Genomic DNA, 14,573 nt, shown 5'->3' on the forward strand with positions numbered 1-14,573 from the left:
TCTCTGCGTTACCGGCCGTAGCAGGCGATGATTTCGCCCGCTACGGCTACGGCTATCTCTGCTGGCAGCTTGCCTTTCACATCCGGCAGCCCTATCGGGCAGCGCATACTCGCCAGCTGCTGCGGACTAAAACCTTTGCCTTCCAGTCGATACTCAAAGCGCTGGCGCTTGGTCGCCGAGCCGATCACGCCGAAATAGCGATGGTCGCCGCGTGCCAGAATCGCCTCGCACAGCGCTAAATCGGTAGGATGATGATGAGTCATCACCACGTAATAGCTCTCTGGCGTCATTTTTTTCACCCAGTCGCGCGGGTCTTCCGCACAGCAGACCGTTACGCCTTCCGGTGGCTGGCCAAACTGCTCACGCCGCTCGTCCACCCACCAGACATGACAGGGCAGCGTCGCCAGTATCGTTACCAGCGCGCGCCCCACGTGGCCTGCACCGAACACCGCAATCTGTGGCTGCGGCTGGATCAGCGGCTCAAAAAACACCGTAGTCATACCGCCACAGCACTGCCCAAGCCGCGCGCCAAGGTTGAAATGTTCGCTGCGCGGTTCTTCGCTGCGCGTCGCCAGCATCTCTCTGGCAAGCGCGATACACTGATACTCAAGATGGCCGCCGCCAATGGTCAAAAAAGTTTGCTCAGATGTCACCACCATTTTGCTGCCGCGATCGCGCGGCACCGAGCCTTTTTCTTCAAGCACCGTCAGCAGCACGCAGGGCTCGCGTTTTTCCCGCAGCGCAGCCAGAACCGCAATCCAGTCGTCAGGACTCATGGTTTGCCTCCATTTTTTCCACGCCAAGGAAAACCCGTTCCGGCGTAGCCGGCACGTCCAGCAGCGGATGCTGCCGATAGTCACCGACGCTGGCTATTGCGTCCTGTAGCGCGCACCAGGCGGCGATACCCAGCATAAACGGCGGCTCGCCCACCGCTTTGGAATGAAAGACGGTATCTTTAGGATTTTTGCGGTTTTCCACCAGCGTGACCCGTAAATCCGCGGGCACATCGCCAATCGCCGGGATTTTGTAGCTGGCCGGGCCATCGGTCATCAGCCTGCCCTGCTCGTTCCACACCAGCTCCTCGCTGGTCAGCCAGCCAACGCCCTGTACGAAGCCGCCTTCAACCTGGCCGATATCAATAGCCGGGTTCAGCGAAGCGCCGACGTCATGCAGAATATCTGCCCGTAACAGCCGATATTCGCCGGTCAGCGTATCGATAATCACCTCGGCGCAGGCTGCACCAAATGCGTAATAGTAGAAAGGCGTACCTCGTCCTGCTTCGCGGTCGTAGTGGATGCCGGGCACTTTGTAATAGCCGGTAGCGGCAAGCGGCACCTGATTTAGCCACGCAAGCTGCGCCACCTCGGCAAAGGTATAATGCTTTTCACCTGCTTTAACGATGCCGTTGCTGAAGCCGATCTGTTCAGCCTCGCAGTTATGCAGGCTGCACAGCATCTCCGTTAGCCTGCCGCGCAGGATTTGCGCTGCGTTCTGCGCCGCTTTGCCGTTGAGATCGGTACCGCTTGAGGCGGCGGTCGGCGAAGTATTGGGTACCTTGCCAGTATCCGTCGCGGTGATTTGGATACGGTCGACATCTATTTGCAGCACTTCCGCTACGATCTGTGCGACTTTGGTATTAAGCCCCTGGCCCATTTCTGTGCCGCCGTGGTTCAGCTGTACGGTACCATCGGTGTAGATCAGGAGCAGCGCGCCCGCCTGGTTCAGAAAACTGGAGGTAAAAGAGATGCCGAACTTTACCGGCGTCAGCGCCAGGCCACGCTTTAAGTAAGGGCTGGCGCGATTAAAAGCGGCTATTTCGCTACGCCGCGCGCCGTAGTCCGCGCTGGCTTCCAGCTGCGCAGTCATTTCATCCAACAAGTTATTCTCTACCTGCTGGTGATAATGTGTGACGTTGCGCGTCTCTTTGCCGTAATAGTTACGCTTGCGCACCTCCAGCGGGTCGAGATGCAGTTCACGGGCAATATGGTCCATGATTTGCTCAATAGCCACCATACCCTGTGGGCCGCCAAAGCCCCGATAAGCCGTGTTGGAAGCCGTATTGGTGCGGCAGCGGTAGCCGGTGATTAGCGCGTCACCAAGATAATAGGCGTTATCGGCGTGAAACATTGCCCGATCGACGATCGAACCGGAAAGATCCAGCGAGTAGCCGCAGTTGCCCGCCAGATCGATTTTTACGCCGCTGAAGCGCCCTTCGCTATCCACGCCAACGTCGTAGCGCACATAGAACGGGTGCCGCTTGCCGGTGATGCGCATATCGTCGCTGCGCGCCAGCCGCATTTTTACCGGTCTGCCGGTTTGTTGCGCCGCTACCGCGCAAAGGCAGGCGACGCCTGCGGCCTGGGTCTCTTTGCCGCCGAAGCCGCCGCCCATGCGGCGCATATCGATAGTGACTTTATTCATGGTGATGCCCATCACCGAAGCGACCAGCTTTTGCACTTCCGTAGGGTTCTGTGTGGAAGAGAAAACCTGGAGCGAGCGATCTTCACCTGGCACCACCAGCGCGATCTGCGTTTCCAGATAGAAGTGCTCCTGGCCGCCAATGTGAAATTCGCCCTGCAACCGATGTACGGCGCGCTTGAGCGCAGCTTGCGCATCCCCTCGTTGGTGTATATGCGGCTGCTGCACGAATAGCGCCTTTTCCAGCGCCTCTTTTACATCCAGAACTGGCGTCAGCACCTCATATTCAATGATGGCCGCTTCCGCCGCCTGTCGTGCCGCCTGCGGCGTTTCAGCCGCTACCGCCAGAATCACCTGCCCGGCATAGTCCACTCTCTCTTTTGCCAGCAGCGGATCGCCCGGCTCCAGCGGCCCGATATCGCCTTCGCCCGGCACGCTTTGCCAGGTCAACACGCTAACCACGCCGGGTATGGCATAGCACGGCTCGGTGTTTACACTGAGAATACGGGCATGCGCATGTTCGCTAAGCCGCGGGCAAAGGTGCAGCATGCCGGGTAGCTCCAGCTTGTCGTCGATATAGATCGCCTCGCCGGAAACGTGCTTTTCTGCGCTTTCGTGCTTATTGCTTTTGCCGACGCCGTTGCGGATGCCGGAAAGATACTGGTCGGCGATGACGTCGGCCGCTACGATGGGACGGTTACTGGACATAGTTTGCTACCTCAATCAGCGTCGTTTCTGCGTAGAGCGAAGCGTAATAGCGACGCAGCAAATTCTTAGCTACCTGCATGCGATAACGCGCGCTGGCGCGAAAATCATCCAGCGGCGTAAAATCCTGTTCCAGCGCCTGACAGGCCGCTTCCAGCGTTTGCCTGGTCAGCATGTTGCCTGACAGCACCTTTTCACAATGTCCCGCTCTTTTAGGGATTTCCGCCATGCCGCCAAAAGCAATGCGTGCCGCCGTTATTTTGCCGCTGGCATCGCGCTCCAGCATAAAAGCGCCGAATACGGCGGAAATATCATCTTCCAGCCGTTTAGAAACTTTCCAGGCGCGGAAATTTTGTGACGCCGTCACCTTTGGAACAATAATTGAGTGAATAAATTCGCCAGGCTGAAGCGCGGTTTTACGATAGCCCAGGAAAAACGCCTCCAGCGGCAAGGTGCGGTTTTGCCCGCCGCGCCTCAGGTGAAGCTTCGCGTTCAGCGCCAGCAGCATTGGCGGCGTATCACCGATGGGCGAGGCGTTGGCGATATTGCCGCCCAGCGTGCCGCGATTGCGGATCTGTAAAGAGGCAAAGCGCGCCAGCATCTCCGCGAAGGCGGGAATATGTGGCTGTAAAAATCCATAGCAAAATTGCAGCGAAGCGCCCGCGCCCAGCACAATTTCGTTTTCCTCAACCCGACAGGCTTTCAGCTCTTTGACGTGCTCCAGCGAGATAACCAGGGGCAGCGAGCGATAGCGTTGCGTCACCTCCAGCGCCAGATCGGTGCCGCCAGCCAGCAACCTCGCTTCAGGATGGGCCAGCAGCAGTTCCGCCAGCCGATCGGATGTGGTCGGCAGCAGGCAACGATGACCGTTCAGCGCAATCTCCTGCTCCTCGCTGTTGTTTATCGCCTCCAGTCTTTTTACCGTTTGCGCTTCGAACAGGGAAAAAGTATCCGGCTGCGGCTGTTCGCATGCCTGTCGCGCCGCGTCGATAATCGGCCGATAGCCGGTGCAGCGGCAAAGATTGCCCGCCAGCGCCTGTTCTGCTTGATCACGCTGCCAGTTCGTGCTGTTTTTTTGCAGCGTAAACAGCGACATCACAAAGCCTGGCGTACAAAAACCGCACTGCGAAGCATGACAATCCACCATCGCCTGCTGCACGCTGTGGAGCTTGTCGCCCTGGCGCAAATCTTCCACCGTAATCAGCTGTTTGCCGTGCAGGCTGCTGACAAAAGTGATACAGCTGTTGATGGTTTCATAAACCATGCCACCCGCTTCAGAGCGACCCAGCGTAACGGTGCAGGCACCGCAGTCTCCCGAGGCACACCCTTCTTTGGTGCCGCAGCGGCGCTTGTGCTGGCGTAAATAATTCAGCACGGTAGTATCAGGATCGAGTGAAGTCTCTGTTATTAAAGTCTGGTTCAGTAAAAATTGGATCATGCGGCTTGCTCCTTGCTTTGCGGCTGCCAGACAGGTTTGCCATTGACCCAGGTGCAGGCGATATTGCGATCGTCGCCCAGCGTCATCAGCACAAAAAGTTTTTCATGGATATCGCGGCTGTTGGCGTAGCGCAGCTTTTGCAGTGCGGAAACCGCCGGGTCGAGCACCACAAAATCTGCCTCTTTACCAGGCTGAAAGTTGCCTATCTGGTTATGAAGATCCAGCGCCCGCGCGCCGCCGAGCGTGGCATGATAGAAGGCTTCAAGCGCCGCCATTTTATAGTGCTGTAGCTGCCCGACCTTGTAAGCTTCGCCCAGCGTTTGCAGCATACTGAAAGTGGTGCCCGCGCCGACGTCGGTGCCTATGCCCAGCCTGACGCCTTGCTGCCAGCAGGTTTGCAGCTTAAACAGGCCGCTGCCGAGAAAAAGATTAGAGGTGGGACAAAAAGCGACGGCGGAATCAGTGCGGCTCAGGCAGTCCCACTCCTGCTCCTCAAGGTGGATGCAGTGCGCAAAAACGCTGCGGCGGCCAGTTAGCTGATAATGGTGATAGACGTCCAGATAGCTTGCGCGTTCGGGAAACAGCGCTTTCACCCAGGCCACTTCCTGCGGATTTTCGCTCAGGTGAGTATGCAGCCAGATATCCGGATATTCTTCCTTTAGCGCTCTGACCTTCTCCAGCAACGCGGGAGAAGAGGTAGGCGCAAAACGCGGCGTTAGCGCATAGCTCAGACGGCCACGATTATGCCAGCGTTCGATCAGCTCCCGGGTTTGTCGAAAGCTCTGCTCCGGCGTTTCGGTCAGGTAATCGGGCGCGTGGCGATCCATCATGACTTTTCCGGCGATAAGCCGCATGCCCAGCCCTTCGGCGGCGCTGAACAGCGCCTCCACCGACTCGGGATGCACGGTGCCAAACACCAGCGCGGTGGTGGTGCCGTTGCTCAGCAGCTGATGCAGGAAGAATGCCGACATCTTTGCCGCGTGCTGCGGGCAGTGGTACTGGCCCTCTACCGGAAAAGTGTACTGCTGTAGCCACTCCAGCAGCTGCTCACCGAAAGCGCCGATCATTTCTGTTTGCGGATAATGAATATGGCTGTCGACAAAGCCGGGCACGATTAATTTGCCGCGATAGTCAGTGACCGGCTGGCCGGCGGCCAGCTGGCAGCGCCCCGCTTCCCATGTTTGCAGTGAAAGAATTTTACCTTCTTCCAGCAGCAGCAGGCCATCTTCAAAGTAACGAGCGTGTTCCGGCAGCGCTTCAGGTGCGCTGACCGTGGCGGTGATATCGAAAAAGCTGCCGCGAATGGCGGTAAGGGTCGACATGGCGCTTCCTTCTGAATAAACCTGTGGCAAAACTTAAACTGGGCTTAAGCTGAATTTGCAATTGCCGTGCCAAAAGAGAGTTGCGAAATTAAGCTATCTTTATCAAGTACTTAGAAATAAAAATAAGAGAATTACGCTAAACATGACAGGCAACCGTATGCGCAACCGTTTGCTATTATCAGCAAACGGTTGCTTTGAGAAACACCTCTGGATTTTTGACAGAACAACCTGAAAGGCTGCACCTTTTTCAGGCGCCCTGCGGTCTAAAAGCACCGAAAGCGTGCAGTTTCCCTTATTGGTCATAACCAATCCTTCTTACCAGAAGCGACCTGAAGTGTTATGGTGAAGAAAACCCTAAATGTGTTGAGGAACAGTGAGATGATTGTATTTGTTACTGGTGCCACTGCCGGATTCGGCGAAAGCATTACCCGACGCTTTATCCGCGAAGGCCATAAGGTTATCGCCACTGGCCGCCGTCAGGAGCGCTTGCAGAAGCTGAAAGACGAGCTGGGCGAAAACCTCCACACGCTGCAGCTCGACGTGCGCAACCGCGCCGCGATCGAAGAGGCGCTGGCGCAGCTTCCTGCCGACTGGCGCAATATTGATGTGCTGGTCAACAATGCCGGGCTGGCATTGGGCATTGAGCCAGCACACAAAGCTAATCTGGATGACTGGGAAGCGATGATCGACACCAATAACAAAGGCCTGGTCTATATGACACGCGCCGTGCTGCCAGCAATGGTGGAGCGCAACGTCGGCCATATCATCAACCTGGGTTCTATCGCTGGTAGCTGGCCTTATGCTGGCGGCAACGTTTACGGCGCGACCAAGGCTTTTGTGCGCCAGTTCAGCCTCAACCTGCGTACCGATTTGCACGGCACCGCGCTGCGAGTAACCGATATCGAGCCGGGCCTGGTGGGCGGTACAGAATTCTCTAACGTACGTTTTAAAGGCGATGATGCCAAAGCGGACAGCGTCTACGACGGCACCGAGCCGCTGACCGCCGAAGACGTGACCGAAGCGGTCTGGTGGGTCGCCACGCTGCCAAAGCACGTCAATATCAATACGCTGGAGATGATGCCGGTCGCCCAGACGCTGGCCGGACTGAAAGTGCATAAGGCGTAATTTTTCTCAAAGCCTGGCGGCGGCGTCCGCCGGGCTTTATCCTCTTCCCCAACCCGCCACGATAATCAGCATGCCGCAAAAAGCTATCGCCGCGCCTGCCCAGTCGTAATGACTCAGCTTCACGCCGTCCACAAAGCGCAGCCACAGCAGCGCCGTCACCACATACACGCCGCCGTAGGCCGCATAAACGCGTCCGCTGGCTGCCGGATGCAGCGTCAGCAGCCAGACGAACAGCGCCAGGCTTGCCGCCGACGGCAGCAGCAGCCAGACAGAGCCGTTTTTACGTAGCCACAGCCACGGCAGAAAACAGCCGACGATTTCCGCCAGCGCGGTCAGGAAAAAAATCAGGGTGGTTTTCAGCAGCATATTTCCTCTCTACAGGCTCAATGGATACACAAGTCAACTGGTTAGCCTGCGCGTGCGGATGATATACTATTAATCGCCTCAGAAGCAGCCGCGCGGCTGTTAACCAGGAATAAGGAACCCGAGATGAAAAAGATGATTTGCAGACAACACCTACTGAGCAAGGCCGCTCTGCCGCTGGTTCTCTTTGGCGCGCTGCTCTCCTTTCAGCACGTCGCCGCAGCGAAAACTGACCGGCTGATTATTCAGGATGGCGACAGCGCGCTAACCAACGAGCAGGCACGCCAGGAAAAAGAACAGTGGGACGAAACCCGCCGTCTGCGCGCTAAGGTCAATCAGCGCGTTGAAAAGAATTTCGATAAGGGCGATCGCGCCATTGATACCCGCGACGCCTGCGAGCAAAGCCTGAACGTCAACGCCTACTGGGAGCCAAATACGCTACGCTGCCTGGATCGCCGCAGCGGCCGTCCCGTTACGCCCTGATAGCGGATTGCTGCTATAGTTAGCGTAATTTTCAGGCAAAAGGAAAGGACGATGAAAGCGATAAAATGGCTGTTACCCGCATTGCTGGTCGCTGCGCCACTGGCGGTACAGGCTTCCTGCGAAACGGTAAAAGCAGACATTAACCAGAAGATTATTAATAACGGCGTGCCCGCTTCCGGCTTTACGCTGGAGATTGTACCCAGCGATCAGGCCGACCAGGCCGGCGGTCAGGTAGTAGGCCATTGCGAAAACGATTCGCAGAAAATAGTCTACAAACGTGAACGCGGTGGCGAAAGCGATGAGGCCGTACCAGCCAGCGCCGGTACTTCCCAGGACGCGCCTTCGTCCTGACCCGGAAGGGCCGCTTTTGCGGCTCGCCAAACTGCTGACAAACCTAAACCGTTTCTGGACTCAGGCTTTTTTCTGCCGCAACACGGCAGCTTGATAGCGGCAGAGGCTGAGCGGAAAAGCAGACCGTTTGGCGCATGGACGCGCCAACCGAGCTTACAGGGACCGTATTTACAGCGTGTCCGTGTTCCGAACTGCCTCTGCTGCTCTGTTACTGATTTAAACGCGATCTGAGGTTTGTCAGCAACCTGAAGGGCCGCTTTCGCGGCCCTTTCTCTACGTTACTCCGGCTTTTTCGCCGGAATAGCCCGCGCCACAACCAGGCTGGCGAACGCTATCGCTACGGAAACGGCAAACACCCAGTGCAGCGAAGCGGCGACCTCGCCGATAATATGCTGCAACTCTTCCTGCGTTAACGCCTCGCGCTGCGCCTGCGCCATAAGCTGCTGTACCGGATCGCCATGCTGTGGCAGCCGCTGCGCCAGATTAAAATTCAGCACTGCACCCATAATCGCCGTACCGGCTGCCGAACCAAGCAGGCGGCTGAACATCACCGAAGCGGTACAGATGCCCCGAACTTCATAATCAGCGCTGTTTTGCACCGCAATTAAAAAGGTCGTGCTGCTCATCCCCATACCGGCGCCGATTACAAAAGCGGCAAAACCAGCGTGGCCGATACTGCTGTCAGCATGTAACGTCAACAGCAGCGCCGTACCTGCAATCAACAGCAGCGATCCGAGCTGCGCGGTAAACCGGTAAGAGGTGCCCAGCATCAGCCTACCGCTAAGCGTGCTGGCTATTGGCCAGCCTATCGACATCATTGCCAGCGCGCTGCCCGCCTGTAGCGGCGTGCCGCCGTTGACGCCCTGGATCCAGGTCGGTAAAAAAGCGCTGATGCCCATCATCGCCGCGCCGATAATCAAATTACCAAGGTTGCCCGCAACAACGGTGCGGCTGCGCCACAGCAGCAGTGGAAACAGCGGCGCGGCGGCCCGCTTCTCATGCCTTACCAGCATCCAACCCGCCAGCAATGCCACGCCCGCCAGTGCAAAGGCCCATTTCCCCAGCAGTTGCGCCTGGAGCAACGCCGTCAACAGTGCGCTAACCGTCAGCATCAGCCAGGCGCTACCGCCCAGATTTAGCTTCTGCTTCGCTTCGCCACGCGATTCAGGAAACCAGCGCGCCAGCATCAGCATTGAGATCAACCCGACCGGCACGTTTACCCAGAACACCAGCGCCCAGCTGAAGTGCGCCACGATCCAGGCACCGGTCAGCGGCCCAACCACCGCCGCTACACCCCAGACGCTGGAAAGCCAGCCCTGGATACCCGCTCGTTCTTTCGGCGAATAGACATCAGCAATAATGATGGCGGTCAGCGGCATAATCGCGCCCGCGCCCAAACCCTGTATGGCGCGGAAAAGGATCAGCCAGCCCATGCCTGGCGCGAAGCCGCATAACACCGAGCCGAGAAGAAACAGCGAGGTGCCGATAAAAAACACCAGTTTACGTCCCCAGAGATCGGCCAGTCTGCCGTAAAGCGGCACGCTGACCGCCTGGGTCAGCAGATAGACCGAAAAGACCCAGCCAAATTGTGAAAAGCCTCCCAGTTCCGCCACTATAGTGGGCATAGCCGTAGCAACAATGGTCACTTCTATTGCTGCCATAAACATCGCCAGCATCGCGGCGATCAGTATCCAGTGGCGATGGCTCACCCCGGTTTGTGCTGTCTCAGTCATACCGCTCCTTATGGTTATCCGTTCTTATTCTGGCCTGGATTGGCGCCGGATGTTTCCTGATTGTGCTTTGACGCGACAAAAAAACCGCCTGGCAAGCCAGGCGGCGTCGGAGAAAAAAAAGCGGCGACCGGATAGCCGCCAGACTGCTTAGCCCTGCAGCGGGCTTAAATCAAGATACGAAGAGAGATCCCGGTTTTCCGGCTTGCGCAGATAGGGTAGCTCGCCCAGCAAAGGCGCAGCGATTTTTTGGCTCAGCACCTCAATAATTTCCGCATAGTGGGACAACCCCGGATTGATACGGTTAGCGACCCAGCCCAGCAGCGGCAAACCGTCGTTTGCTATCGCCTGCGCCGTCAGCAGCGCATGGCTGACGCAGCCGAGTTTGATGCCCACAACCATCACTACCGGCAGCTGCTCGTCCACCGCCCAGGCGGAAAGCGGCCGCAAATCGTTCATCAGGCTATGCCAGCCGCCTGTGCCTTCCACCACCACGGAATCGACCTGTCCGGAAAGCGCATGCAGCCGCTCGCTCAGGGTTTGGTAATTGATCACTACGTCCCGGCTGGTGCTGATTTCCTCGTCCAGCAACGTCAGCGGGTTAATGGCCGCATAGGGCAGCGCCACGGATGAAGAGGCCTGCAACACCAGCGCGTCTTTATTACGTGGCCCCGCCTCTGTCTGGTGGCTGCCTTTGGCTACGGGTTTATAGCCCGCCACGCGCCGGCCCTCTTCAGACAGCTTTTGTAAGAGCGCGCGGCTGACCACTGTTTTACCCACTTCTGTATCGGTGCCAGTGACAAATAAACGCTTTAGCATATCTTCTCCACGCTCCGATTCTGTCGATAATTTATAAACAATAATTAACAATTAAGACGCAACATCTTAGGGTAGCGAAACCGGGCGCGGTTTGCGTTAGCGCAAGCTTTTAGCAATAAAGAAAAGGAGTCAGCCCTGGAGCAATTTCACTAACAGCGTGCCGTTGTAAAGCGCGTCTTTTACCAGCGCGGCACCGGGCATGGTGCCCTGATTGTGGAAGTGGGTGGAATCAATAGCAATATGCTGGCCATAGCCCGGCAGGGACTGACGACGAACGCAATCGGCAATGGCAGGATAAAGAATGTCGCGGGCACGGTTTAACGGCGAACCGATAACTATTTTTTCAGGGTTAAACAGATTGACCATAATCGCCAGGATACGACCAACATGGTAACCGACGCCGGTAATAATGTCTTTTGCCAGTGGATCGCCCGCCAGCGCGGCATCGCAAAGGGAAGTAACGGTCAAGGGCGTTTGATGTAACAGGCAGTCGGGCGCGGCCTGCATCTTCTGCGCGGCCAGCTCCAGTACGCTTTCCATACTGGCTACCGTTTCCAGGCAGCCGTGATTGCCGCAGTAACACTGTTTGCCCCACGGCTCGACCTGGGTGTGCCCTATTTCCACCAGCGTGCTGCTGTCGTTGTGCAGCAGTCGCCCGCCGGTGATCACCCCTGCGCCGACATTATGGTCAATCACGACCTGAATAACGTTATTCAAATCGCGCGATGCGCCAAATAGCGCTTCCGCCATGGTCCAGGCGCAGATATCGTGTTGGATATAGACCGGCAGACCGCTGCGCGCGGAGAGCGCTTCGCCCAGCGGCATCTCGCTGACGCTGTAAAAGGGCATGCGGTGCACAATGCCCTGCTCCGCGTTCAGGATACCCGGCAGCGTGATGGCGATAGCGGTGAGCCGTTCCAGCTTTTTCTGGTGGCGAATAAAAAAGTCGTCGATTTCGTTAATCAGGCGTGGCAGCAGCGGCTGCGGATCGCTGACGGGCAGCGGACGAACCTCTTCCACTACCAGCAGACTGCTCAGATCCCGCAGCGCCAGGGTTATCTCTCCATTGCCGATACGGGCGGAAAGATAGTGCCAGGCCGCCGTATCCACCGTTAGCCCAACGGCAGGGCGACCACGGCTGCCTGCTTCCTCAAACTCCGTTTCCTGTACCAGATGCGCATCCAGCATCTCGCGAACGATTTTGGTGATGCTGGCGGGTGCCAGCTGCGCTTTTTTTGACAGGGCAATACGGGAAATCGGGCCGTAACGATCGATCAGGCGGTAAACTGCGCCTGCATTAGTCTCTTTGATACGATCGATATGGTTTGGCTGATTTCCGGCTATCACTTTATTTTCGCGCCTCAAAATAAATCTTTGCTCATGGTGAAACAGTTCCGCTGGCTCGTCAACGCTTTGATTTTAAGTGTGATTAATGCCACAGAATAAAAACGATTCTCTTGATCATTCCAGATTATTGATTTTCAGCATCAGCGCCAGCATATGCCGCGTGGCGGCATCCATTTCGCTCCGCTTTTGCCAGACCAGCCAGACCTCAGACCAGGCGTCTTCTTCCTGCAGCGCCAGCCAGCTCAGCCGTTCCAGCTGCGCTTTTCGAAAGGAAGCAGGCAAAACGGACACCCCAAGTCCTGTGGCCACCAGCCCCAGGATAGTCATCGCTTCGCCAGCTTCCTGCGCAATATCGGGCCGCACGGCGTAGCGTTCCAGCAGTGCCAAAGTATCGCTGTACAAAGCTGTACCGACTTGAGGATCGAAAAATACAAAGGGTTCTTCTGCCAGCTCGGTTAGCGAGACGGTATCGCGACCAGCCAGGCGATGGGCACAGTGCACCACAGCGTAAAGCGGTTCCCTCAGCAATAACCTGTGCTCCAGCGTAGCTGGCAGCGGCGTGTTACGCATTACCCCCAGATCCAGCCTTCCCTCATTCAGCGGCGCCAGCTGCTGTCGACTATTGATCTCCTGCATTTTTAAATGCACGTCCGGGTAACGCTGCCTGAAGACAAAAAGCGCATCGGAAACCGCAGAAATAAAAGGCGCGGAGGAAGTAAACCCAATCCGTAGCTGGCCTTCTTCTCCACGATGCAGTCGGGCGGCTTTATCGGCAGCGGTCGAGACGCTTTGCAGAATTTGCCGGGCATCCGCCAGAAACTGAACGCCAGCGGGGGTTAGCTGCACGCTACGATTAGTCCGGCTCAGCAACCGGGCGCCGATCAACTGTTCAAGCTGTTGGATCTGCTGGCTAAGCGGCGGTTGTGATATCGCCAGCCGCTGCGCAGCGCGGCCAAAATGCAGCTCTTCAGCCACGGCAATGAAATAACGTAAGTGGCGCAGCTCGGGATTCATATCTCAAACCTATCAATTAAGATTATTAATAGATTAGACAACATAATCGATGTTACATAAAATTAACAATAACTTTTCTTGTGATAAGGACAGGCAGTGAATACCTCTTCCCCGGCCGTCGTGCCGGATATCAATTCCGATAGTTCATCCGCCGCCGCTGGTGCCCAAAGCACGCATATCAAAAGAGGCACGCCGCAATTTATGCGCGTCACCCTGGCACTCTTTTCAGCGGGTCTGGCGACCTTTGCTCTGCTTTACTGCGTCCAGCCAATTTTGCCCGTGCTGTCCCAGCAATTTGGCGTTTCGCCCGCCACCAGCAGCGTTTCTCTTTCAATCGCTACGGGCCTGCTGGCGCTGGGTTTACTGATTACCGGCCCGCTTTCCGATGCGGTTGGACGTAAATCGGTGATGGTAACGGCGCTGCTGCTGGCGGCGCTATTTACCCTACTGTCTGCTGCTATGACCAGCTGGCACGGGATCCTGTTAATGCGTGCGCTGACCGGGCTGGCCCTGAGCGGCGTGGCAGCGGTCGGTATGACTTACCTTAGCGAGGAGATCCATCCCAGCGTTACTGCTTTCTCAATGGGGCTTTATATCAGTGGCAACTCAATCGGCGGTATGAGCGGAAGGCTACTGAGTGGGGTGATTACCGACTTTACCAGCTGGCGTATCGCGGTGGCGGCTATTGGCTGTTTTGCACTTGCCTCCGCGCTGATGTTCTGGAAAATTTTGCCGCCTTCCCGTCATTTTCGCCCCGCTTCGCTGAGGCCACGCAGCCTGCTGATCAATTTCCGCCTGCACTGGCGCGACAGCGGTTTGCCGCTGCTGTTCGCGGAAGGTTTTCTGCTAATGGGTGCCTTTGTCACTTTGTTTAACTATATTGGCTACCGCCTGCTGTCGCCGCCATGGTCACTTAGCCAGGCCGTGGTTGGCCTCCTTTCCGTGGTTTACCTTACTGGTTCCTGGAGTTCGCCAAAAGCAGGCGCGATGACCAGCAAATATGGTCGGGCTCCGGTGCTACTCGGCGCTATCGCTATAATGGCGGCTGGCGTTCTGATTACGCTGGCGAACTCGTTGTGGCTGATTTTTCCCGGCATGATGCTGTTTACGGCAGGATTCTTCGCGGCGCATTCGGTGGCCAGCGGCTGGATCGGGCCACGCGCAAGACGCGCCAGAGGACAGGCTTCCTCACTATATTTGTTTAGCTACTATCTGGGATCGAGTCTGGCAGGCACGCTGGGCGGCGTGTTTTGGCATAACTTCGGTTGGCTAGGTATTGTGATTTTTATCGCAGCGCTGTTGGCGCTGGCGATGCTGGCCGCTTTTCGCCTGCGGGCAAAAAAACTGTAAAAAATGGGAGATTGATGACAAACCCCTGGTTGCGTTTAAATCAGTGACAGAGCAGCAGAGGCAGATCGGAACACGGACACGCCGTAAATACTTCCATGTAGGCTCGGT

Annotated in this window: 13 protein-coding genes; 4 read left to right on the top strand and 9 right to left on the bottom strand. The window is 56.8% G+C overall.

What is annotated here, in order from left to right; translation table 11 throughout:
• Positions 1 to 8: 8 nt before the first annotated feature.
• Genes xdhC through guaD form a run of 4 tightly spaced genes read right to left on the bottom strand, consistent with a single transcriptional unit; the run spans position 9 to position 5,883 of the window.
• On the bottom strand, positions 9 to 776 hold the full coding sequence (gene xdhC / locus ACETPC_RS03945; protein WP_380178793.1) for a xanthine dehydrogenase accessory protein XdhC: 768 nt from the start codon (positions 774 to 776) through the stop codon (positions 9 to 11).
• Positions 766 to 3,126 carry a xanthine dehydrogenase molybdopterin binding subunit gene (xdhB, locus tag ACETPC_RS03950; RefSeq protein WP_380178795.1) on the bottom strand — a complete coding sequence of 787 codons (2,361 nt, stop codon included), beginning with the start codon at positions 3,124 to 3,126 and terminating at the stop codon, positions 766 to 768. The genes xdhC and xdhB overlap by 11 nt, the downstream gene beginning before the upstream one ends.
• Positions 3,116 to 4,561 (bottom strand): xanthine dehydrogenase small subunit, encoded by a 1,446-nt coding sequence (gene xdhA, locus ACETPC_RS03955; RefSeq protein WP_380178797.1) that lies wholly within the window; start codon positions 4,559 to 4,561, stop codon positions 3,116 to 3,118. Before xdhA ends, xdhB begins: the two co-directional genes overlap by 11 nt.
• On the bottom strand, positions 4,558 to 5,883 hold the full coding sequence (gene guaD / locus ACETPC_RS03960) for a guanine deaminase (RefSeq protein ID WP_380178799.1): 1,326 nt from the start codon (positions 5,881 to 5,883) through the stop codon (positions 4,558 to 4,560). Before guaD ends, xdhA begins: the two co-directional genes overlap by 4 nt.
• 378 nt (positions 5,884 to 6,261) lie before the next feature.
• Between guaD and ydfG the strand changes: the two genes are divergently transcribed.
• Positions 6,262 to 7,008 carry a bifunctional NADP-dependent 3-hydroxy acid dehydrogenase/3-hydroxypropionate dehydrogenase YdfG gene (ydfG, locus tag ACETPC_RS03965; RefSeq protein WP_380178801.1) on the top strand — a complete coding sequence of 249 codons (747 nt, stop codon included), beginning with the start codon at positions 6,262 to 6,264 and terminating at the stop codon, positions 7,006 to 7,008.
• 36 nt (positions 7,009 to 7,044) lie between these two features.
• Here ydfG and ACETPC_RS03970 read toward each other — a convergent pair whose 3' ends face one another.
• Positions 7,045 to 7,371: a YnfA family protein gene (locus tag ACETPC_RS03970; protein ID WP_380178867.1), complete on the bottom strand. Its 327-nt coding sequence runs from the start codon at positions 7,369 to 7,371 to the stop codon at positions 7,045 to 7,047.
• A gap of 135 nt (positions 7,372 to 7,506) precedes the next feature.
• On the opposite strand from ACETPC_RS03970, the gene ACETPC_RS03975 reads away from it, so the two are divergent.
• Together ACETPC_RS03975 and ACETPC_RS03980 are read left to right on the top strand one after the other, a co-directional pair.
• Positions 7,507 to 7,854, top strand: a complete 348-nt coding sequence (locus tag ACETPC_RS03975) for a DUF1283 family protein (protein WP_380178869.1) — start codon at positions 7,507 to 7,509, stop codon at positions 7,852 to 7,854.
• Positions 7,855 to 7,905: 51 nt separating this feature from the next.
• Positions 7,906 to 8,205: a DUF1161 domain-containing protein gene (locus ACETPC_RS03980; RefSeq protein WP_380178803.1), complete on the top strand. Its 300-nt coding sequence runs from the start codon at positions 7,906 to 7,908 to the stop codon at positions 8,203 to 8,205.
• A 278-nt stretch (positions 8,206 to 8,483) separates the two neighbouring features.
• Here ACETPC_RS03980 and ACETPC_RS03985 read toward each other — a convergent pair whose 3' ends face one another.
• From ACETPC_RS03985 to ACETPC_RS04000, 4 genes are all read right to left on the bottom strand, one after another.
• Positions 8,484 to 9,938 (bottom strand): MDR family MFS transporter, encoded by a 1,455-nt coding sequence (locus ACETPC_RS03985; protein ID WP_380178805.1) that lies wholly within the window; start codon positions 9,936 to 9,938, stop codon positions 8,484 to 8,486.
• A 147-nt stretch (positions 9,939 to 10,085) separates the two neighbouring features.
• Positions 10,086 to 10,754, bottom strand: coding sequence for a dethiobiotin synthase (bioD, locus tag ACETPC_RS03990; protein ID WP_380178807.1), 669 nt, complete (start codon positions 10,752 to 10,754; stop codon positions 10,086 to 10,088).
• Between the two features lie 129 nt (positions 10,755 to 10,883).
• Complete coding sequence (locus ACETPC_RS03995; RefSeq protein WP_380178871.1) at positions 10,884 to 12,101, bottom strand: ROK family protein; 1,218 nt, start codon at positions 12,099 to 12,101, stop codon at positions 10,884 to 10,886.
• Between the two features lie 114 nt (positions 12,102 to 12,215).
• Positions 12,216 to 13,115, bottom strand: a complete 900-nt coding sequence (locus tag ACETPC_RS04000) for a LysR family transcriptional regulator (protein WP_380178809.1) — start codon at positions 13,113 to 13,115, stop codon at positions 12,216 to 12,218.
• Positions 13,116 to 13,211: 96 nt separating this feature from the next.
• On the opposite strand from ACETPC_RS04000, the gene ACETPC_RS04005 reads away from it, so the two are divergent.
• The gene (locus tag ACETPC_RS04005; RefSeq protein WP_380178811.1) at positions 13,212 to 14,465 is read left to right on the top strand and encodes an MFS transporter; all 1,254 of its coding nucleotides are present in this window, start codon (positions 13,212 to 13,214) and stop codon (positions 14,463 to 14,465) included.
• Positions 14,466 to 14,573 lie beyond the last annotated feature (108 nt).

This window comes from Pantoea sp. sgz302252, from assembly GCF_042610525.1.
GTDB lineage: Bacteria > Pseudomonadota > Gammaproteobacteria > Enterobacterales > Enterobacteriaceae > Erwinia.

Coding starts and splice junctions, on each gene's coding strand:
- ACETPC_RS04000 (WP_380178809.1), bottom strand. CDS start 13,115: ATGAATCCCGAGCTGCGCCACTTACGTTATTTCATTGCCGTGGCTGAA.
- ACETPC_RS03975 (WP_380178869.1), top strand. CDS start 7,507: ATGATTTGCAGACAACACCTACTGAGCAAGGCCGCTCTGCCGCTGGTT.
- xdhA (WP_380178797.1), bottom strand. CDS start 4,561: ATGATCCAATTTTTACTGAACCAGACTTTAATAACAGAGACTTCACTC.
- bioD (WP_380178807.1), bottom strand. CDS start 10,754: ATGCTAAAGCGTTTATTTGTCACTGGCACCGATACAGAAGTGGGTAAA.
- ydfG (WP_380178801.1), top strand. CDS start 6,262: ATGATTGTATTTGTTACTGGTGCCACTGCCGGATTCGGCGAAAGCATT.
- ACETPC_RS03985 (WP_380178805.1), bottom strand. CDS start 9,938: ATGACTGAGACAGCACAAACCGGGGTGAGCCATCGCCACTGGATACTG.
- ACETPC_RS03980 (WP_380178803.1), top strand. CDS start 7,906: ATGAAAGCGATAAAATGGCTGTTACCCGCATTGCTGGTCGCTGCGCCA.
- guaD (WP_380178799.1), bottom strand. CDS start 5,883: ATGTCGACCCTTACCGCCATTCGCGGCAGCTTTTTCGATATCACCGCC.
- xdhC (WP_380178793.1), bottom strand. CDS start 776: ATGAGTCCTGACGACTGGATTGCGGTTCTGGCTGCGCTGCGGGAAAAA.
- xdhB (WP_380178795.1), bottom strand. CDS start 3,126: ATGTCCAGTAACCGTCCCATCGTAGCGGCCGACGTCATCGCCGACCAG.